The 18,612-nt window shown below is 63.9% G+C and carries 16 protein-coding genes; 11 read left to right on the forward strand and 5 right to left on the reverse strand.

The genetic code is table 11. The features are described 5' to 3' along the window. Window positions 1–765 (reverse strand): ABC transporter permease (locus tag CV770_RS10305; RefSeq protein ID WP_104462239.1); only part of this gene is annotated, 765 nt, incomplete at its 3' end. A 242-nt stretch (window positions 766–1,007) separates the two neighbouring features. Between CV770_RS10305 and CV770_RS10310 the strand changes: the two genes are divergently transcribed. Then, complete coding sequence (locus tag CV770_RS10310) at window positions 1,008–1,970, forward strand: helix-turn-helix domain-containing protein (RefSeq protein WP_091956284.1); 963 nt, start codon at window positions 1,008–1,010, stop codon at window positions 1,968–1,970. A 72-nt stretch (window positions 1,971–2,042) separates the two neighbouring features. Here the strand turns inward: CV770_RS10310 and CV770_RS10315 are convergent, their stop codons facing one another. The 3 genes from CV770_RS10315 to CV770_RS10325 all read right to left on the reverse strand — a co-directional run bounded on the left by CV770_RS10315 (window position 2,043) and on the right by CV770_RS10325 (window position 3,969). Then, on the reverse strand, window positions 2,043–2,411 hold the full coding sequence (locus CV770_RS10315) for a rhodanese-like domain-containing protein (RefSeq protein ID WP_091956283.1): 369 nt from the start codon (window positions 2,409–2,411) through the stop codon (window positions 2,043–2,045). Window positions 2,412–2,506: 95 nt separating this feature from the next. Further along, a complete protein-coding gene (locus CV770_RS10320; RefSeq protein WP_091956282.1) occupies window positions 2,507–3,358 on the reverse strand; it encodes an alpha/beta fold hydrolase in 852 nt (283 codons plus the stop codon). A 32-nt stretch (window positions 3,359–3,390) separates the two neighbouring features. Further along, the gene (locus CV770_RS10325) at window positions 3,391–3,969 is read right to left on the reverse strand and encodes a TetR/AcrR family transcriptional regulator (protein WP_091956281.1); all 579 of its coding nucleotides are present in this window, start codon (window positions 3,967–3,969) and stop codon (window positions 3,391–3,393) included. A gap of 192 nt (window positions 3,970–4,161) precedes the next feature. Between CV770_RS10325 and CV770_RS10330 the strand changes: the two genes are divergently transcribed. The 4 genes from CV770_RS10330 to CV770_RS10345 all read left to right on the forward strand — a co-directional run bounded on the left by CV770_RS10330 (window position 4,162) and on the right by CV770_RS10345 (window position 11,440). Then, on the forward strand, window positions 4,162–5,268 hold the full coding sequence (locus CV770_RS10330) for an efflux RND transporter periplasmic adaptor subunit (RefSeq protein ID WP_104462240.1): 1,107 nt from the start codon (window positions 4,162–4,164) through the stop codon (window positions 5,266–5,268). Further along, window positions 5,265–8,375 (forward strand): efflux RND transporter permease subunit, encoded by a 3,111-nt coding sequence (locus CV770_RS10335; RefSeq protein WP_104462241.1) that lies wholly within the window; start codon window positions 5,265–5,267, stop codon window positions 8,373–8,375. The genes CV770_RS10330 and CV770_RS10335 overlap by 4 nt, the downstream gene beginning before the upstream one ends. A gap of 653 nt (window positions 8,376–9,028) precedes the next feature. Beyond that, complete coding sequence (locus tag CV770_RS10340) at window positions 9,029–10,594, forward strand: amidase (RefSeq protein WP_146101265.1); 1,566 nt, start codon at window positions 9,029–9,031, stop codon at window positions 10,592–10,594. 36 nt (window positions 10,595–10,630) lie between these two features. Continuing rightward, window positions 10,631–11,440, forward strand: a complete 810-nt coding sequence (locus tag CV770_RS10345; protein WP_104462243.1) for a helix-turn-helix transcriptional regulator — start codon at window positions 10,631–10,633, stop codon at window positions 11,438–11,440. Window positions 11,441–11,477: 37 nt separating this feature from the next. On the opposite strand, the gene CV770_RS10350 is transcribed toward CV770_RS10345, so the two are convergent. After that, window positions 11,478–12,416: a LysR family transcriptional regulator gene (locus tag CV770_RS10350; RefSeq protein ID WP_091956276.1), complete on the reverse strand. Its 939-nt coding sequence runs from the start codon at window positions 12,414–12,416 to the stop codon at window positions 11,478–11,480. A 211-nt stretch (window positions 12,417–12,627) separates the two neighbouring features. On the opposite strand from CV770_RS10350, the gene CV770_RS10355 reads away from it, so the two are divergent. The 6 genes from CV770_RS10355 to CV770_RS10380 all read left to right on the forward strand — a co-directional run bounded on the left by CV770_RS10355 (window position 12,628) and on the right by CV770_RS10380 (window position 18,539). Beyond that, window positions 12,628–13,710 (forward strand): ABC transporter ATP-binding protein, encoded by a 1,083-nt coding sequence (locus tag CV770_RS10355; protein WP_201759785.1) that lies wholly within the window; start codon window positions 12,628–12,630, stop codon window positions 13,708–13,710. A 35-nt stretch (window positions 13,711–13,745) separates the two neighbouring features. Further along, window positions 13,746–14,462, forward strand: coding sequence for an HAD family hydrolase (locus tag CV770_RS10360; RefSeq protein WP_091956274.1), 717 nt, complete (start codon window positions 13,746–13,748; stop codon window positions 14,460–14,462). A 3-nt stretch (window positions 14,463–14,465) separates the two neighbouring features. Beyond that, complete coding sequence (locus tag CV770_RS10365) at window positions 14,466–15,785, forward strand: NAD(P)/FAD-dependent oxidoreductase (protein WP_091956273.1); 1,320 nt, start codon at window positions 14,466–14,468, stop codon at window positions 15,783–15,785. Between the two features lie 29 nt (window positions 15,786–15,814). Beyond that, window positions 15,815–16,876 (forward strand): ABC transporter substrate-binding protein, encoded by a 1,062-nt coding sequence (locus CV770_RS10370; RefSeq protein ID WP_104462245.1) that lies wholly within the window; start codon window positions 15,815–15,817, stop codon window positions 16,874–16,876. Between the two features lie 68 nt (window positions 16,877–16,944). Beyond that, window positions 16,945–17,757: an ABC transporter permease gene (locus CV770_RS10375; protein WP_165637281.1), complete on the forward strand. Its 813-nt coding sequence runs from the start codon at window positions 16,945–16,947 to the stop codon at window positions 17,755–17,757. After that, a complete protein-coding gene (locus CV770_RS10380; RefSeq protein ID WP_104462247.1) occupies window positions 17,754–18,539 on the forward strand; it encodes an ABC transporter permease in 786 nt (261 codons plus the stop codon). Before CV770_RS10375 ends, CV770_RS10380 begins: the two co-directional genes overlap by 4 nt. Window positions 18,540–18,612 lie beyond the last annotated feature (73 nt).

The raw sequence follows: 18,612 nt of genomic DNA on the forward strand, positions 1-18,612 counted from the left end.
GTCGCCGATCACGACGACGAGGATGACGTCGTAGATCAGCGTCGAATTGAAGATTCGGGTCGGCATGGAGTTGACGGACGCCGCCAGCACGAGGCCGGCAAAGCAGCCGATCAGCGCCGCGAGGACATATTGCAGCACGATGATGGGCCGCGACGGGATGCCGGTCACGCGCGAGGCGAACGGGTTGTCGCCGATCGCGTGGATGTAGGCGCCCCAGCGCGTCTTGCGCAGCAGGATGAAAACCACGACGCAGGCGATCGCGAACATGACGATCGAGGTGGGGATGCCGAGGATGCTGCCCTGGCCGAGCCGCTCGAACCCGGCCATGCCCTCGCTCCATTGCACGACGTCGAGCTGGAAGAGGGCGGCCTGGCCGAGACCGGCGACGAACAGGCCGGTCGCCAGCGTCGCGAACAAGGGCGGCACTTCCGCATAGGCGATGAGCCAGCCGTTGACGAGACCGATCGCGATCGACAGCAGGCCGGCGGCGAGCAGCGAGGCAGGCAGCGAATGCCCATTCTGCACCATCTGCAGCACGAGGCCGCCGGGGACCGCGAGTGCCGCGATCAGCGACAGGTCGATGCCGCGGCCGATCACGACGATCGCCATGGCGAGGCCAAGGATGCCGAGCACCGCCACGTTCTGCAGCAATGTCAGCATGTTGTCGGCGGAGAGAAAGCCGCTTAGGAAGACCGAGAAGGTCAGGAAGAGTGCCGCGAAGACCGCAAACACGATCTCCTGTTGGCTGATCCGAACGCGCTTCATCGCTTGCCTTCCCTGGGATCGGCATCGCGCGTGCGGGATCGCCGTCTCCGCGCGCGCTTGCCTCCCCCCGTCCCAAATTTCGTTTTGCGCTTGATAGGCGAGAGACCTCAGGGTGGCTTGCGTCAACGCGCAAACCTTTTGCGTTGGCGCGCAAAGAGTCTTGCGCGAAGCTGACAGGAACCTAAGATCGGCCGGCAGTTTTTGTGCGCTGCACAGATATATCTCGACGTAACGGGCCGCCGATGGATCTCGTGTTTACGACCGAGGAGCTAGACCCCGCCAAGCGCTTCGCGGCCTGGCAAGATGCGATCTGCGACCACTACGTCCATGTCGACGTGAACGCGGTGAAGCCGGCCGACTATCAGGGCTTTATCCGCGAGGCGCAATTTGGCCCTGTTACGATGAGCGACGTCTTCCTGTCGGAGCAGCGCATATCGCGGCGCGACCGGCACATCGCAAAGCTCGACAAGGATTGTTACTACGTCCAGTTTCTGCAGCAGGGCAGCATGGACGTGCTCCAGGCCGGCCAGACCCTGGTGACCAGCCCGGGCACTGGTGCGATCTTTTCAGCCTCCGACGCCTACGATCTGGAGTGCTCGGATCGATTCCGGTCGTTGTATCTGGAGATCCCGCGCAAGGAGTTTTCGTCGCGCTTCGCCGAAGGAAAGATGCCGTCGGCGGCGACGATCGCGACCGGGCGGGGTCTGGGCCGGATCGCTGCCGAATTCTGCGCGCTGCTCGCCTCGGAGGCATCAAGCCTGGAGGAGACGGCGCGAGGCCGGCTCGGTCATGAGCTGATGGACGTTCTGGCGCTCGCGCTGGACATGGGCGACAAGGACGAATTCTCGGAGGACGCGACAGCGCGGAACGCGCGCCTGCGCTCGGTCAAGGCCTGGATCGAGGAGCACCTGACCGATCCGGATCTGTCGCTGGAGAAGATCGCCAGGAGCAACGGCGTCTCGCTCCGCCATCTGCACTACCTGTTTCGATCGACTGAGATGTCGGTGTCCGAATGGATCCTGAACCGCCGCCTGCAACGTTGCCACGACGCGCTGATGCGCCCGGAGTTGCGCGCGTTGTCGGTGACCGAGATCGCCTATCGCCTGGGCTTCAGCAGCTCATCGCATTTCAGCACGGTGTTTCGCAGGAAGTTCGGCCACAGCCCGTCCGAGCTGCGCCGGCGGCAGATGACGTCGATTGATTAGGGCGGCGCGCGCCGAGCGCCGGTGATGACGTTCGGCGGCAACCAGGCCCGGCAGGCGGCCGGCCCGCGTGTTCTATTTCTCCACCGCTCCCGACCAGTCCTTGAAGCCGCCGACGTTATAGACCTTCTCGTAGCCCATATCCTTCAGCACCTTGCCCGCCAGCGCCGACCGGCCGCCGGACGCGCAGTAGAGAATGACGGACTTGCTCTTGTCGAACGCCTTGTCGTGATAGGGCGACTCCGGATCCGCGCGAAACTCCAGCATCCCGCGCGAGACATGCACGGCGCCCGCGATCTTGCCGCTGGCCGCAACCTCCGGCGCATCGCGAACGTCGACGACCAGCGTGTTGCCGTTCTTGATCATGTCAGTGGCCTGTTCCGATGTGATCTTGGGGACCGCCGCATTGGCGGCTTCGAGCATTTGCTTGACGCTGGTGGGCATGGGTTGTCTCCGTTGGTGGCCTCGCCGCGAGGATAGCATATCGGTCGCGCTTCGCCTCCTTCTGTTGGAGGAGCATGCCCTGCTTGATCATGCGCTCATTCCGCGCCCAATATCGCGCGAGCCAGCTCCGACGGATTCTCGACAGCCGAGAAGTGGCCGGTATTCCTGAGCGTCACCACCTGCGCGTTGGGAATGAGAGACCGTGTGCGCTCGCGCTCGTCGGGCCGGGACCAATCGCTGTCGCCATAGATGAGCGTCACCGGCGCCGAGATCTGCCGATAGTAGTCGCGGGCCTGGCTCCAGGATCGCCATCCCGCCAACACCTTGCGTGCGGCCCGCTTGTAGCCTGGGCGGTGGGCCACCTTGTCGAACTCGGCGAGCAGATCGGCCGGCAGCTTGCGCGGGTCGTGATATCCGCCGCCCATGATCTTGCCGAGAACGATCTTGTTTTCGAGCGACGCGTTGATCGCGCCGAGCACCGGGATCTGCAGACTTCCGATGATGAAGTTCGCGAGCCAGTTGCCACGTCGAATTCCGTCCCCGTAGCGGGTTTCGTAGTCATAGGGGTTGATTGCATAGACCCGCTTCACGCGGTGTGGGAGGGAGGCCGCCACCGTGAGAGCCAATGCACCTCCGATCGACTCGCCGACGAGCGTTACATCCGAGAGGTCCAGCGCCTCGATGAAGCGTATGACCGCCTGCCTGAAATAGGGCTCGTTGAAGCTTGCGTCCGGATCGATCGGTGAGTGTCCGTGGCCGGGCAGATCGATGGCGTACACCGTGTGCGATCGGGCGAGGAGAGGCGCAAGACTGCGGAAATACTCGAGCTGCGTCCGGATCGTATGCAGGAGGAGCAGCGGAGGCCCGCTGCCGGTCTTGTGAAAACGCACACTGAGCTTCTCCGATAATTTGAGCAAACTCGGCCCGGCTTCGCTCACGTCAAGCATCCGATCTCTCCATGTTTCGCGGGGGTCGTCGTTCAAGCGGTGGCGGCTTCACGGACCAGCGCGGCCGCGGCATCCAGAAGGGCCCGTGCGAGGTCTGTGTCGTTGACCGCGCGCGCCAGCGTCACTGCGCCCACCATCGTCGCGAGAATGGCCATGGCCTTGTCTCTCGACCCCTTGCCGCCGTCCTTGGCGATGAAGCGGCCGAGCACGTCGAGATGGGCCTTGATGCCCGCTTCGAACTCGGCCTTGACGTCGGGACCCTGCCGGGCGGCATCCGAGCCGAGGGCCACGATCGGACAGCCCTCCATTCTCTCTTCGCGATGATCTGCGCTGAGATAGAATCCGATCACCGCGCTGAGCGGATCGTCAGGATTGCGCGCGGCCGCGTCCGACCATCGGCCGGAAGCGCTCTCCAACGCTCGCTTGGACGCCTCGACAGCCAAGTCCTCCTTGGACGCGAACTGCTTGTAGAAGGCGCCCTGGGTGAGCCCGGCCCCCTCCATCAGATCCTTGAGCCCAATTCCGTCGAAGCCGCGCTCCCTGAAGAGGCGACTCGCCACATTGATCACGGTTTGGCGGTTCTCCGCGGCTTGAACGCGACTGACGCGCATCGTGCTCCTCCATTTGGATTTCAGTCGAAATCTATGCTTAACATAGATTTCGAACGACATCTATCAAGTTACCCTCGAACGGCGCCGTGGCTTCCTGAGATCACGTTTCCGTCAGGAGGCGAATTTAGATTGCGATTGAGCTCTAAGTCAATATAGATTTCGATCGAAATCTAAATCCTAGAGGAGACCGTCATGAAAAGGGGTGTTGCCGTTTTGGCCGGTATTTTGATCCCGGCGGGGGTGGCCACGTTCGTCAGTCTTGGCATTTTCGCCCCCAACGCCTCTGCCGTTAGCGACCCAAGACAGGAGCCGCCGATGGTCAGCCTGGCGATGGCCACGCGGGTGAGCGGATCCGACCGTGGGTTCACGGGCACCATCGGCGCGCGGGTGGAGAGCAATCTCGGCTTTCGCGTTGCCGGCAAGATCGTCGAGCGGCTGGTGAATGTCGGTGAGCAGGTCAAGGCCGGGCAGCCGCTGATGCGGATCGACGAGACCGACCTCCGCCTTGCGCTTGCGGCGAAGCGCAACGCTGTCGCCGCAGCGCGCGCAGCCGTCGTGCAGACCGATGCGGATGAGCGTCGATACGCCAATCTGGTCAACGACGGATGGACGTCCAAACAGCGCTACGAGCAGGCGAAGGCCGCCTCGGATACGGCCAAGGCGCAGCTCGCCGCGGCCGAAGCCGAGGCAGGGGTCGCCGAGAACCAGGCGACCTATTCCGTGCTGGTGGCAGACGCGGACGGCACGGTCACCCAAACGCTTGGCGAGCCCGGCCAGGTGGTCTCGGCCGGCCAGACGGTCGTTCGGCTTGCGCAGTCCGGGCCTCGCGAAGCCGTGGTGGCGCTTCCCGAAACGATCCGGCCGGCGATCGGCTCGCTCGCCGAGGCCAGCCTGTATGGCAGCGATGGACGCCGTTACGCGGCGCATCTGCGCCAATTGTCGAACTCTGCCGACGCGCAGACCCGGACTTACGAGGCCCGCTACGTGCTCGGCGGCGAGGCGGCAGCAGCACCGCTTGGCGCGACAGTCACCATTCGGCTCGCAAGTCAGGACAGTCAGTCGGAAGTCCAGGTGCCGCTGGGCGCCGTGCTCGATGATGGCAGGACCACCGGCGTCTGGGTGTTCGACAGCGCCAGCTCGACCGTACACTTTCGCCCCATCAAGCTTCTGCGTGTGACCAGCGAAGCGGCCGTCATCTCTGGATCGAGCTCCAGTGATCCGATTGTGTCCCTCGGCGCTCACCTCCTGCACGAGGGCGCCCGCGTCAGGACCGTCACTGACGGCGGGAGCAAATCATGAGCTTCAATCTCTCCGCGGTCGCCGTTCGCGAGCGGGCCGTGAGCCTGTTCTTCATCATCCTGCTGGCGGCCGCAGGCGCCTACGCCTTCTTCATGCTCGGACGGGCCGAGGACCCGTCCTTCACCATCAAGACCCTGACGGTCACGACGGTATGGCCGGGTGCGACGGCACGCGAGATGCAGGATCAGGTCGCCGAACCCCTGGAGAAGCGGATTCAGGAGCTGACCTGGTACGACCGGGTGGAGACGACCACGCGGCCGGGTTATGCCTACATGACGGTGACGCTGAAGGACAGCACGCCGCCATCGAGCGTGCAGGAAGAGTTTTATCAGGCGCGCAAGAAACTCGGAGATGAAGCGCGCAAGCTGCCGACCGGCGTGCTCGGCCCCTTCGTCAACGACGAATATTCGGACGTGAGCTTCGCACTCTATGCCCTCAAGGCGAAGGGCATGCCGATGCGTGAGCTCGCCAGGAAGGCGGAGGTGATCCGCCAGGACCTGCTGCATGTGCCCGGCGTCAAGAAGATCAATATTTTCGGCGAACGTCCCGAGCAGATCTTCGTGGAGTTCTCCTATCCCAAGCTGGCAACGCTCGGCGTGTCGGCACAGGATATCGTTGCCGCCTTGCAGCGGCAGAATACGGTGACCCCGGCAGGGTCGATCGACACGAGCGGGCCGCAGGTCTTCATCCGGGTCGACGGCGGTTATGACAGCGTGCAGGCGATTGCCGACACGCCGATCGTTGCTGCGGGACGAACCTTGAAGCTGTCCGATATCGCCGAGGTCCGTCGCGGCTACGAGGATCCTCCCACCTACATCATCCGGCACCAGGGCGAGCCCACGATCATGCTCGCGGCAGTGATGCAGGAGGGCTGGAACGGTCTGGCGCTCGGCAAGGCGTTGGAAGAGAGATCCGCGGCCATGGCGAGGACGCTGCCGCTCGGGATGACGCTCGACAAGGTGACCGATCAGGCCGTGAACATCACCTCCGCGGTCGACGAGTTCATGATCAAATTCGCAATGGCGCTCGCTGTGGTGCTGCTGGTCAGCCTGCTCAGCCTGGGCTGGCGCGTGGGAATCGTCGTGGCCGCCGCAGTCCCTCTGACGCTCGCCGTCGTGTTCCTCATCATGCTCGAATCCGGCCGGTTCTTCGACCGCATCACGCTCGGCGCTCTCATCCTCGCGCTCGGCCTGCTCGTGGACGACGCCATCATCGCCATCGAGGTGATGGTGGTGAAAATGGAAGAGGGGATGGACCGCCTCAGTGCGGCGGCCTACGCATGGAGCCACACTGCGGCGCCGATGCTCTCGGGCACGCTGGTGACGATCGCGGGATTCCTGCCGGTGGGTTTCGCGCGCTCGACGGCCGGCGAATATGCCGGCAACATCTTCTGGGTCGTCGGGTTCGCTCTCATCGTCTCCTGGATCGTTGCGGTGATTTTCACGCCGTATCTTGGCGTCAAGATGCTGCCCGCGATCGAGCCCGTCGAGGGCGGCCACCACGCGATCTACGACACGCCGAACTACCGGCGTTTGCGGCGGCTCATCACCTTCGCCGTGCGCCACAAATTCCTGACCTGCAGCTTCGTCGTGATCGCTTTCGCGCTGTCCGGCCTCGGCATGGGCGCGGTCAAGCAGCAGTTTTTCCCGACGTCGGATCGCCCCGAGGTTCTCGTCGAGGTTCGCCTGCCGGAAGGCACCAGCATCGAGACGACGACCGCTGCCGTCGAAAAGCTCGAACGCTGGCTGCATGATCAGCCCGAGGCGAAGATCGTCACCAGCTATGTCGGTCAGGGCGCGCCCCGCTTCTTCTTCGCGATGGCGCCGGAGCTCCCCGATCCGGCCTTTGCCAAGCTCGTCGTACTGACGCCTGACGCCGAGGCGCGCGAGGCTTTGAAGCAGCGGCTCCGGGAGGCGGTATCACACGGCCTTGCCCGGGAAGCGCGCGTGCGCGTCACCCAGCTCGTCTTCGGACCCTACACGCCGTTCCCGGTGGAGTTTCGGGTGATGGGCCCCGATCCCGCAAAATTGTACGCGCTCTCTGAGAAAGCCGTCGAAATCATGCGTGGCGTTCCCGACGTGCGACAAGCCAATCGCGATTGGGGCAATCGCACACCCGTGCTCCGCTTCATTCCAGATCAGGATCGGCTGAACCTCATCGGCCTCTCGCCGGCGGAAGTAGGGCGGCAGCTTCAGTTCCTCCTGACCGGCATCGCCGTCACGCAGGTCCGCGAGGACATTCGCAATGTCCCGATCGTGGCGCGCAGCGCCGGCGGCGAGCGGCTGGATCCGGCACGGTTGGCCGACTTCTCGCTGACGAGCCGGGACGGCCGTCTGATTCCGCTCGACCAGATCGGCCATTCGGAAGTCCAGCTCGAAGAGCCGATCCTGAAGCGCCGCGATCGCACCCCGGTCGTCACGATTCGGTCGGACATCAATGAGGCGACCCAGCCTCCCGAGGTCTCCAAGGACATCGTGAAAGCGCTTCAGCCGCTGATCGCATCGCTTCCGGCCGGCTATCGCATCGAGACCGGCGGCTCGATCGAGGAGGCCACGAAGGCCAATGACGCGCTGGCGACCGTCTTTCCCGCCATGATCGCCGCAACGCTGATCGTCATCATGCTTCAGGTCAGATCCTTCTCGATGATGGCCCTCGTCATGCTGACCGCACCGCTTGGTCTCGTCGGCGTCGTGCCTGCGTTGCTGATCTTCAACCAGCCCTTCGGATTCAACGCGATTCTGGGACTGATCGGACTGGCCGGGATCCTGATGCGCAATACCCTGATCCTGACCGAACAGATCAAGGAGAACCGTGCGGCAGGCCTCGACGACTACCACGCCGTCATCGAAGCCACCGTGCAACGCACGAGGCCCGTGATCCTGACCGCACTTGCCGCCGTGCTGGCGTTCATCCCCCTCACACACTCCGTATTCTGGGGATCGATGGCCTATACCCTGATCGGCGGCACGGCAGTCGGCACGGTGTTGATCCTGCTCTTCCTGCCTGCGCTCTATGCCGCCTGGTTCCGCATCAAGCCGACGGCGGATGAGATCCCTGAGAGTTCGACGGACAAACCGGAGTTGCGAACGGCAATGGCTGCCGAGTAGGGCGATCCGATCAGCCGGCCGACGAGCCTGGCGTCTTCCGATCGCAGCAAGAGAGCTTCTATTCGAGCGGTGTCTTGAACGTTCAAGGCGGCGTAGCGCGCCCGCCTTCGCCCTCAGGGCTTCGGCGCGGCAGCCTTCATTCGCTTCGCTCTTGATGTGTGGCGCCGGCTTGCCAAGCCGAAGCTCGCGGCGGAAGTCCGTCTTCGCTTCCGCTGCGCTCCAGCTACGCCGGACACGCTTCGCTCCTCGGCCTTGCATGGCTGCGCCACGCGTAGCCCGAAGGGTGAAGCGTGGTGGGCCCGGCAGGACTCGAACCTGCAACCAGACCGTTATGAGCGACGGGATAATGGTCGGGTTCGTTGATTTTCCTGCGGATTTGTTGGATTCCGACCGCGTTCGTTGCATTTCGTTCAGGCCGTTTCTGTTGCGAAACTGGTGCGGTCAGTGCATTGGGCACGCATCGCGCGACTAGTCGCGATCGTCCGAGGTGCTGAATGGAGCTTCGTTGCTTTCTGTGACGACGCAGCACTATTTCCGTCTCGTTCTCATCTCGATTCACCCTTTCGGGGAATTGCGACTTGGAATCGCGCGGCGTCGAATTGGCGCAAGCTGTCCGGTCGCTCACCAGCTCCACCAACGGGAGACGAGACATCATGAGCCAAGCCCTCTACGAGAATTCTGAAGGCGAGCCGAACCTGGAGCGCCGCCGTCTCCTGGGCATCGCCCTTGCAGGCGTCGCGGGGGCGGTCCTGCCAGCAGCGTCGAGCTCGGCCGCCGCCGGGCCGTCCGAAAAGGTCGATGTCGACGGCATTGCCTACCTGACGGCCGGCGAGGCGCTCGCGAGATTCAAGGCCAAGACGCTATCGCCGGTCGAACTGTTGCGGGCGCAGATCAAACAGGTCGAAGCATGGGAGCCGACGCTCAAGGCAACGACGTACACCTATTTCGACGAGGCGCTGGAACAGGCACGGATTGCGGAGGGCAAGTACGCGCGCGGCGAACCGGTCCGCCCGCTGGAAGGCATCACGTGTTCCATCAAGGACTATCACTCCGTCAAGGGCAAGATCACCACCTACGGCTCGCGGCTCTACAAGGATTTCGTTCCGGACCAATCCGCCCCGACCGTGGAGCGCCTTCTCGCCGCCGGGGCGATCATGCATTGCCGCACGACGACACCGGAGTTCGCGCATTCAGGTGTGACGGCATCCCTGCTTTGGGGCGTCACGCACAACCCGTGGAACCCAGCCTATACCCCCGGCGGCTCGACAGGCGGAGGCGGCGCGGCCCTGGCCGCCGGCTACACGACCTTGCAGGACGGCACGGATGGTGGCGGGTCCATTCGCATCCCGGCCGCGATGAACGGCGTGTTCGGCTACAAGCCGCCATGGGGACGCAACCCCGACGACCGCGAGCACCCGAATGAATGGCTGATCCATTATGGCGGACTGGCCCGCAGCGTCGTTGATTGTGGGCTGATGCAGAACGTCACGTCCGGCCAGCATCCGGCCGACATGTCGTCCCTGCGGGACAAGGTGGTCATCCCGCCGACCTTCGACGGCATCGCCGGCATGAGGATCGCGCTGTCGATGGACCTCAGCTATTTCGCGGTCGACCCCGAGGTCGAGAAGAACACGCGCAATGCCGTGTCGGTCCTGCGTTCGCTCGGCGCCGTGGTCGATGAAGTCGACATCGGCTGGACCAAGGAAATCGAAGAGACGTGGAACACCCGGTGGCAAGGCGTGTTCTACGCGCTGGCGGGCAGTCTTCTGACCAAGTCCCGCAACGACGTGGACCCGTATGTCATCAAGATCCTTGAAGAGGGCAAGAAGCACGACGTCACGAAGTTCTACAACCTCAATACCGTGCGGCAGAAGATGTACGCATCGATGACGAAGATCTTCGAGACCCACGACGCGCTGATCTGCCCGACGACGGCAACGACGAAGATCGTCGCAGGGCGAAGCAGCGAAGAGCCGCTCACCATCAACGGTAAGTCGGTGAACCCGTTTATCGGCTGGTTCATGACGTATCCCTTTAACCTGGTCGGCACGCTCCCCGTGATGTCCGTGCCCACCGGTTTCGATGCTGAAACAAGCGTGCCCACCGGGATGCAGATTGTCGGTCCAGCCTATGACGACCTGAGGGTGTTCCGCATTGCGTCCGCGTTCGAAGGCGCGACGCACCCCTGGCAGCATCGGCGACCGAAACTGGCCGCCTAGCGTGGCTTGACACATGCGGGCCGCAGGAGGACCATTATGGCCCATGATGAGAGATGGACCTTAATGTCTCTCCCAGCGGCTCACGCATTTTCCACCGCCGACCGCGAAGCTCTGATGGGAAGCTTCGCGGCCGACCTCGAACGGGCGGGTGATCTCGAGTCCGCCCTGGATGCGTTGCATCAAACCCTGTCGGGCCTGGGTTTTTCCTCCTTCGCCTATGGCATGGCCAGCACGCCGAGAGCGCAAGACGGCAGCTTCGCGTCACCCATCGTGAAGACGCGAGCCTTTCCAAGTCGATGGGATCGGCACTGGAGCCACCTTTGCGACCCCTACTACCGGTTCTGCTTCACGACGACTTTGCCCGTCAGGTGGGTCGACGTGCAGGCCCACGAACGCCTGAGCGCTGGCGAGCGTGCGTGCGTGGACCACCTGAACGACAAGAACCTGCACTACGGCATCACCGTTCCGATGCACATGCCGAACGGGTCATTTGCGTTCGTCAGTGCGATTTCGGAAAGCGCGACCAGGTACGAGACCGGTTCTTCACCGACGATCGTCAATGCGCTTTTCGCTTTGTGTCATCAATTTCAGAACATTTCTCTGCGGAGATGGTTGTGGCACCAGGCCGCCGACACCAAGGCATGGCTCAGCACGCGTGAGAAGGAGTGCCTGTCCCTTGCCGCACAAGGGAAGACCTCGGATGACATCGCCCTGATCCTCGGCTTGTCCTGCGAGACGGTACGTTCGCACATGAAGCGCGCGATCGTGCACCTCAATGCGTCGAACAGGCCGCATGCGATAGCGAAGGCGATCCAACTTCGGCTCATCGACATGCCATTCGCCTAGATTTTGCAAGTTGGGGCGTCACTAACCTGCCTTCGGTTCAGTAGCACGCAGCCATCAATCCAAGTGGTGGGTACTGCCGATCGATTGCCACTAGCTCATCCCGCATCTGTACGATGATCCAATCCCGGATCTCAGCAGCGATCGGGCGCATCGGCCGGTTGCGCGGCGGCAGGAATTCGCAGACGCGGCGCGTGGTGGTCAGCCGGTCGGAGGCTGGCACCAGCGCGCCGGTCAGCAGCCAGTGCGAAGTCACCGTCAGCCAGCCGAGCGCGATGCCCTGGCCGAGCAGGGCGGCCTGCATCACGACGGCATAGTCGGTGAAGCTCAGCGCCTTGGCTGCGCCGCGGCGCCCCGTGAGAAGCGATGCATAATCCGCAGCCCAGTCGCCCGGCGTCTCGGCGAGGCGGATGATGGTGTTGCCCTCAGTGGGATCGGTCTCGCCGAGATAGCCGGGGCTGCACATCGGCAGCATGACTTCCTTCATGATCAGCGTGCCGCCGGAGGACGGCTCCTCGCGGTCGCGGAAGCGCATGCCGAGATCGACGTTCTCCACCGGCCCGCGCAGCGCGCCGGAGATCAGCTGGAAGCGCAGATCGACCTTGGGAAATTGCTTCTGGAGCTTGTCGATCCGCGGCATCAGCCAATGCGTGGTGAAGGCGGAGGAGACCGACAGCGTCACCGTCTCGGTGCCCTTGCGCCGCCGCTCGATCTCGACGAGACCGCTCTCGATGCTGCGAAAGCCTTCGAGCACGCGGCGATAGAGCAGTTCGCCTTCCTCGGTGAGCACCGCGCGTCCCGCCTTGCGGTCGAACAGGCGAACGCCGAGATGCTCCTCGAACTGTCCGAGCATCCGGCTCACCGCAGGCTGCGTGACGTTCAGTTCGGCGGCAGCGGCCGTGAAGCTGCCGTTGCGCGCGGCTGCGTCGAAGACGAACAGGGCGTTACTAGACGGCAGCATGCGGCGAAGCTCTGGCATAACGTCATGTTATGAGCGCGGTGAGAATTTGGCAATTGCCGGATTTTGCCAAGTCTGGTGTCATTGGCACGACAGCCTAAAGACAGGGCTTGCGAGAGAAGATTAGGTGCGGTGCACCACTTCAATCGTAAAGGGTCAGAATCCCTGTCTATAAAGCAGGCTTATGGCGCGCAGTGAGGCACGCCGTTGCAGGGACAGGCGAGGTCGATCGTTGGACAAACGAGCGGAAAGCGTCGAGATCAGGTCCGCGAGCAAGGCGTATGGCCCCGTCCGCGCCCTCGACGACGTGTCTCTCAATGTCGGCGCCGGTGAGTTCGTCTCGCTGCTCGGCCCGTCCGGTTCCGGCAAGACCACGCTGCTCGGCATCCTGGGCGGCTTCATCCTGCCCTCGAGCGGAACGATCCTGTTCGGCGGCCGCGACGTCACCTGGATGCCGCCGCACCAGCGCGACATCGGCGTGGTCTTCCAGAACTACGCGCTGTTCCCGCATATGAGCGTCGGCGAGAACGTCGCCTTTCCCCTGCGCGCGCGGCGCTTGCCGAAAGCGAGCTGGCCCGACAAGGTGCGCGCGGCGCTCGCGATGGTCGGCCTTGCCTGCTATGAAGAGCGCGGCATCGCGCAGCTCTCCGGCGGCCAGCGCCAGCGCGTGGCGCTGGCGCGCGCCATGATCTTCGAGCCGCGCCTGATCCTGATGGACGAGCCGCTCTCCGCGCTCGACAAGCAGCTTCGCGAATCCATGCAGATCGAGCTGCGCGCGCTGCATCGGCGCATCGGTGCCACCATCATCTATGTCACCCATGACCAGCGCGAGGCGCTGACCATGAGCGACCGTGTCGCCGTGATGCGGGACGGCAGGCTGATCCAGATCGACGAGCCCGCGCGCTTGCACGACCATCCCGCGGATTCCTTCGTCGCGAGCTTCATAGGCGAAGCGACGATGCTGCCGGTGCGCCGTGTCGATGCCTCCAGCGTCGCGCTCGGCAACGCGCTGCTGCGCAGCGCCCGCGCCATTCCCAACGGCGACGCGCTGATGCTCGCCGTGCACAGCGAAAAACTGTTGATCGACGACGGCGCGCAGGATGCCGCCTGCAACCGGCTGAGCGGCACGGTCACCGACATCGTCTATCAGGGCGAGAGCCTGCGCATCTTCCTGGCGCTCGAAGGCGGCATCGCGCTCAGCCTCCGCCAACCGAGCTACCACCAGGCCTATAGCCGCATCCCGCCGCTCGGCGGCAGTCTCACCGTCACCCTTCACCCCGAGGACACCATCGTCGTGCCCAGGGTGGGGGACTGAACCAAAGCCTTGTTCAACCGAGAGAAGAAGCCAAAATGTCGTCAGCAGCCTCGTTCAGCAATTTCAAGGTTCTCACCTTCGATGTCGTCGGTACCTTGATCGATTTCGAGACCGGCGTGCTCTCGGCGGTGCGCAGGATCTCGGGCAAGTCGCCGGCCGAACTCAGCGACGACAAGATCTTCGAGTCCTACAAGCGCGGCCGCGACAAGCACTATGAGCGCTCGAGCGAGGTGATGTTCCACGTCTATCGCTATCTCGCCAAGGAGCTCGGACTGCCGGCTGACGATGCGTCCTGCGATGTGTTCCAGCTCGCCGTGCTGCGCTGGGGGCCGTTCTCCGATTCCGTCGAAGCACTCAAGCGCCTGCGCACCAAGTTCCGCCTGGTCGCAATGACCAACGCCGACCGCGTCGCGCTCTCCTGTTACGCGCACGCGCTCGGCGATCCCTTCGACGACACCGTCTGCGCCGACGACACCGGCGTGGCAAAACCCAATCCGGAGTTCTTCGCCTACAACAAGGGTCGCCAGTCGGCCTTCGGCTACAAGCAGTCCGATATCCTGCACGTCGCGCAGAGCCAGTATCACGACATCGGGATCGCGCGGAAACTCGGCTACAAGGTGTGCTGGATCGAGCGCCGCCAGGGCATCGGCGGGTTCGGCGGCACGCCGGCCGTGGAGACGCTGACCAAGCCGGACTTCCATTTCCCGACCTTGAAGGCGCTCGCCGACGCGGCGATCGGGCCGGCGGCGTAAGGCATGAGCGGCGGCGTGACACGGGACTGGAGCGCATTGCCATCGGCCAATTCGCTGTGGGAAGCCACGGCGCAGCCGGCGCGCGACTTCCCCGTGCTGTCGGGCGAGAGCCAAGCGGATGTGGTGATTATCGGCGCGGGCTATACCGGCCTGTCTGCTGCGCACCACATCGCCAAGAGCGGTTTGTCGCCGGTCGTGCTGGAGGCCAACCGCCCCGGCTGGGGCGCGAGCGGCCGCAATGGCGGCGTGATCACCGCAAAGTTCCGGCTGTCGTTTCGCGAGATCGACGCCGCGCACGGCCGCGCCATGGCGCAGCGCATGTACGGGATCGCGCATGAATCGACCGATATCGTCGAGGAGCTGGTGTCCGAGTTCGGCATCGCCAGCGCGGCGCTGACCCGCACCGGCCAGGTCAAGGCCGCGCACAACGAGACCACGCTGAAGGCCGCGATCGACGAAGCCAATTGGATGAAGCGCGAGATGGGCGATGCGGAGGTCCGCATCCTCGACAAGCGCGAAGTGCGCGACGAGACCGGCTCCGACATCTTCGTCGGCGGCGTGCTCAATCCCGGCTCCGGCGGAATTCATCCGCTGAACTATCTGCGCGGCCTCGCCGATGGCGTGGCGCGCCGCGGCGTGCCCATTTTCCAGGACTCGCCCGTCGTCAAGCTCAGGCGTGAGAATGGCGGCATCATTGCGGAGACGCCGCGAGGCGCAGTACGCGCAAAACAGGCGATCATCGCGACCAACAGTTATTCCGACCTCACCGGCGCGACTGCGAACATGCAGCGCACGCTGATCCCGTTCCGCAGCGCCCTCATTGCGACCGGACAACTGCCGCGCAACCTCGCCGGGCGCCTGATGCCGACGGGGCGCACCTACACCGAGACCAAGCGCATGATGCGCTGGTTCCGCATGGTCGACAACCGCGTGATTTTTGGCGGCCGCGGCGCGTTCGGCAAGCAGGACTCCCAAGCTGCCTTCGACGCCTTGCGCAAGGCGATGGTCGGGATCTTCCCGGATCTTGCCGAGGTGCCGCTCGCCTACAAATGGTCGGGCCTCGTCGGCATGACGCTGGACTCGGTGCCGCATATCGGCCGGCTCGACGAGCGCACGCTGTTCTCGATGGGTTACAACGGCGCCGGCGTTGCGATGTCGAGCCTGATGGGCCGCTATCTCGCAGCCTTCGTGCGCGGCGAGACGCCCGATGTCGGGCTGCTCGATGCGCGCCGGCTGAAGACCATTCCGTTCTATCCGCTACGCGAGCCCGCCGTGCGCATGGTCGCCGGCTGGTACCAGTTTCTCGATGCGATCGGTCAGTGAGATCTAGTTTGGTGACAGAGGAGGCGAGGATGACGACGAAACGCGACTTCAGATTTGGCTACGCTTTGTTGGGTGCTTCGCTCAGTGCGATCGGGCTTGCCGGCACCGCGGCCAACGCCGCCGAGCAGATCACCTTCGTCTCGCAAGGTGGCGCCTATCAGCAGGCGCAGACGGTGGCGATCCTCGATCCCGCCGCCAAGAAGCTCGGCATCACCATCAACCAGGATTCCATTCCCGACGCCTGGCCCGCGATCAAGACGCAGGTCGGCAGCGGCAAGCCGATCTGGGACGTCGTCGACACGCCGACCGGCAACTGCCTGCGCGGCGGCGAGCAGGGGCTGATCGAGAAGCTCGACTTCTCGAAGATTCCAAACGGCGCGGCGATGCCGGAGGCCTATCGCAGTCCCTATTCGGTCTCCTATGAGTTCTATTCCAGCGTGCTGTCCTACAGCCAGAAGACGTTCCCGAAGGATGCGCCGAATAGCTGGGCCGATTTCTGGAACGTCAAGAAATTTCCCGGCCGCCGCGCGCTGCGCAACCACCCGTTCGCAACGCTCGAGGCCGCGCTGATGGCCGACGGCGTCGCGCCCGACAAGCTCTATCCGCTCGATGTCGACCGCGCCTTCAAGAAGCTGGAGGAGATTAAGCCGCACATCACGGTGTGGTGGACCTCGGGTGCGCAGTCGGCGCAGTTGCTCAACGACGGCGAGGTCGACATGGAGATGGCCTGGAACGGCCGCGTCAGCGCGGTCGCGAAGGAAGGTGCGAAGGTGTCATTCACCTACAATCAGGGCATCCTGCAGAGCACCTCGCTTTGCATCCTCAAGGGCGCGCCGAATCTCGAGACGGCGGTGAAGTTCCTCAACGAGGCCGTCGATCCCGTGAACCAGGCCAATCTGCCGCTCAACATCGACTACGGCCCGGGCAATCCAAAAGCGTTCGACACCGGCGTGATCAAGCCGGAGCGCGCCGCGCAATTACCGAGCGAGCCCGCGAACGCGGCCAAGCAGGCGCTGATGTCCTACGCTTGGTGGTCCTCGCCGGCGGGCGAAGCCGCCGAGAAGGGTTGGGCATCCTTCATGCAGAAGTAAGCGAGGCAGCGTTGTCGACATCAGTGCTAGATCCATCGCAAAAGCATCAGCGCCGTGAGCACGGGCTGATGTTGGCATTGGCGTCGCCGGCGCTGCTCGTGATTCTTCTCCTGATCGTGCTGCCGGTCGGCTGGCTCGCCTGGCAGTCGATCTACCATGACGGCTTCACGCTGGAGAATTATCGCCGCGTCTTCACCGAAGACATCTACTGGCGCAGCTTTGCGCTGACTTTCGAGATCAGCCTCGCGGTCACTGTGATCGCGCTGCTGCTCGGCTATCCCGTGGCCTACCTCGCCAACGCGCTGCCGAAAGGGTGGAGCATCCTCATCCTGTCGCTGGTCGTGCTGCCGTTCTGGACCAGCGTGCTGGTGCGCGCCTATGCCTGGCTGGCGCTGCTCCAGCGCACCGGCGTGATCAACCAGCTTTTGCGTTACCTCGAGGTGACAAGCGAGCCGCTCGCGCTCGTTCACAACACGTTCGGCACGGTGGTTGCGACGGTTCACATCCTGCTGCCGTTCATGGTGCTGCCGCTCTACGCCACCATGCAGAAGATCCCGGGCGATCTGATGCAGGCCGGCGCCAGCCTGGGTGCGAGTCCGTCGCTGACGTTCTTCCGCGTGTTCCTGCCGCTGTCGCTACCGGGCGTCCTCGCCGGCTGCACCATGGTGTTCGTGCTCTGCCTCGGCTTCTACATCACGCCGGAGCTGCTCGGCGGCGGCCGCACCGTGATGGTGTCGATGCTGGTGAGCCGCAATGTCGAGCTCTACAACCAGTTCGGGGCTGCGAGCGCCGTCGCCGTGGTGCTGCTCCTAAGCGTGCTCGCGATCTTCTTCGTCGTCAGCCGCTTCATTTCACTCGATCGCATATTGGGGCAGAAATGATGCGCGCCTCACCCGCACGGATTGCCCTCTACGTGGTCAGCGCGCTGGTGCTGGTCTATCTGATCCTGCCGGTGCTGATCATCGCCCCGATCTCCTTCTCCAGCGCGCGCTTCCTGACCTTCCCGCCGCCGTCCTTCTCGCTGCGCTGGTACCAGCAATATTTCGCCAATTCGGCCTGGATGCAGGCGACGCGGGTGACGCTGACGGTCGCGCTGCTGACCGTCGTGATCGCAACACCGCTCGGCGTCTCCGCCGCCTATGCCATCAGCCAGTCGAAGCTGCGGATCATGCGCGTCATCCACATGGCGCTGCTGCTGCCGCTGGTGGTGCCGATCATCATCACCGCGGTCGGCATCTTCTTCGTCTATGCCAAGGTCGGCCTGGTCGCGACCTTGCCGGGCCTCGTGCTGGCCAATGTGATGCTCGGCCTGCCCTACGTGATCATTTCCGTGCTGGCCGGCCTGCAGAGCTTCGATCCCGCGCAGGAGATGGTGGCGCGCAGCCTCGGCATGAACCGCCTGCGCAGCTTCTTCGCGGTGACCTTGCCGCAGATCAAGTCCAGCGTGGTCGCCGGCGGCATCTTCGCCTTCATCTCGGCGATGGACGAGACCATCGTCGCGCTGTTCATCTCTGGCGGCCAGTATCAGCCCTTGACCAAGCGCATGTTCACCGCGCTCCGCGACGAGATCGATCCGACCATTGCCGCGATCTCGACGCTGATGACGGCGGCTTCCTTCGTGCTGGTGCTGCTCGCAACTGGACGACGCCGTAGGAATGCCTGATGTATCGCGAATATGGCATCAGAGCTAACGCATGGCGAAATGCCCGAAGCCAACGACTTCAGCAGCCTGTTGC

The organism is Bradyrhizobium sp. AC87j1, assembly GCF_002936975.1.
Lineage (GTDB): Bacteria > Pseudomonadota > Alphaproteobacteria > Rhizobiales > Xanthobacteraceae > Bradyrhizobium > Bradyrhizobium shewense.

What these genes read in the sequence shown, in the direction of transcription:
- CV770_RS10375 (WP_165637281.1), top strand. Translation starts at nt 16,945, where the DNA reads ATGTTGGCATTGGCGTCGCCGGCGCTGCTCGTGATTCTTCTCCTGATC.
- CV770_RS10360 (WP_091956274.1), top strand. Translation starts at nt 13,746, where the DNA reads ATGTCGTCAGCAGCCTCGTTCAGCAATTTCAAGGTTCTCACCTTCGAT.
- CV770_RS10380 (WP_104462247.1), top strand. Translation starts at nt 17,754, where the DNA reads ATGATGCGCGCCTCACCCGCACGGATTGCCCTCTACGTGGTCAGCGCG.
- CV770_RS10335 (WP_104462241.1), top strand. Translation starts at nt 5,265, where the DNA reads ATGAGCTTCAATCTCTCCGCGGTCGCCGTTCGCGAGCGGGCCGTGAGC.
- CV770_RS10370 (WP_104462245.1), top strand. Translation starts at nt 15,815, where the DNA reads ATGACGACGAAACGCGACTTCAGATTTGGCTACGCTTTGTTGGGTGCT.
- CV770_RS10325 (WP_091956281.1), bottom strand. Translation starts at nt 3,969, where the DNA reads ATGCGCGTCAGTCGCGTTCAAGCCGCGGAGAACCGCCAAACCGTGATC.
- CV770_RS10320 (WP_091956282.1), bottom strand. Translation starts at nt 3,358, where the DNA reads ATGCTTGACGTGAGCGAAGCCGGGCCGAGTTTGCTCAAATTATCGGAG.
- CV770_RS10330 (WP_104462240.1), top strand. Translation starts at nt 4,162, where the DNA reads ATGAAAAGGGGTGTTGCCGTTTTGGCCGGTATTTTGATCCCGGCGGGG.
- CV770_RS10310 (WP_091956284.1), top strand. Translation starts at nt 1,008, where the DNA reads ATGGATCTCGTGTTTACGACCGAGGAGCTAGACCCCGCCAAGCGCTTC.
- CV770_RS10315 (WP_091956283.1), bottom strand. Translation starts at nt 2,411, where the DNA reads ATGCCCACCAGCGTCAAGCAAATGCTCGAAGCCGCCAATGCGGCGGTC.
- CV770_RS10350 (WP_091956276.1), bottom strand. Translation starts at nt 12,416, where the DNA reads ATGCCAGAGCTTCGCCGCATGCTGCCGTCTAGTAACGCCCTGTTCGTC.
- CV770_RS10365 (WP_091956273.1), top strand. Translation starts at nt 14,466, where the DNA reads ATGAGCGGCGGCGTGACACGGGACTGGAGCGCATTGCCATCGGCCAAT.
- CV770_RS10340 (WP_146101265.1), top strand. Translation starts at nt 9,029, where the DNA reads ATGAGCCAAGCCCTCTACGAGAATTCTGAAGGCGAGCCGAACCTGGAG.
- CV770_RS10345 (WP_104462243.1), top strand. Translation starts at nt 10,631, where the DNA reads ATGGCCCATGATGAGAGATGGACCTTAATGTCTCTCCCAGCGGCTCAC.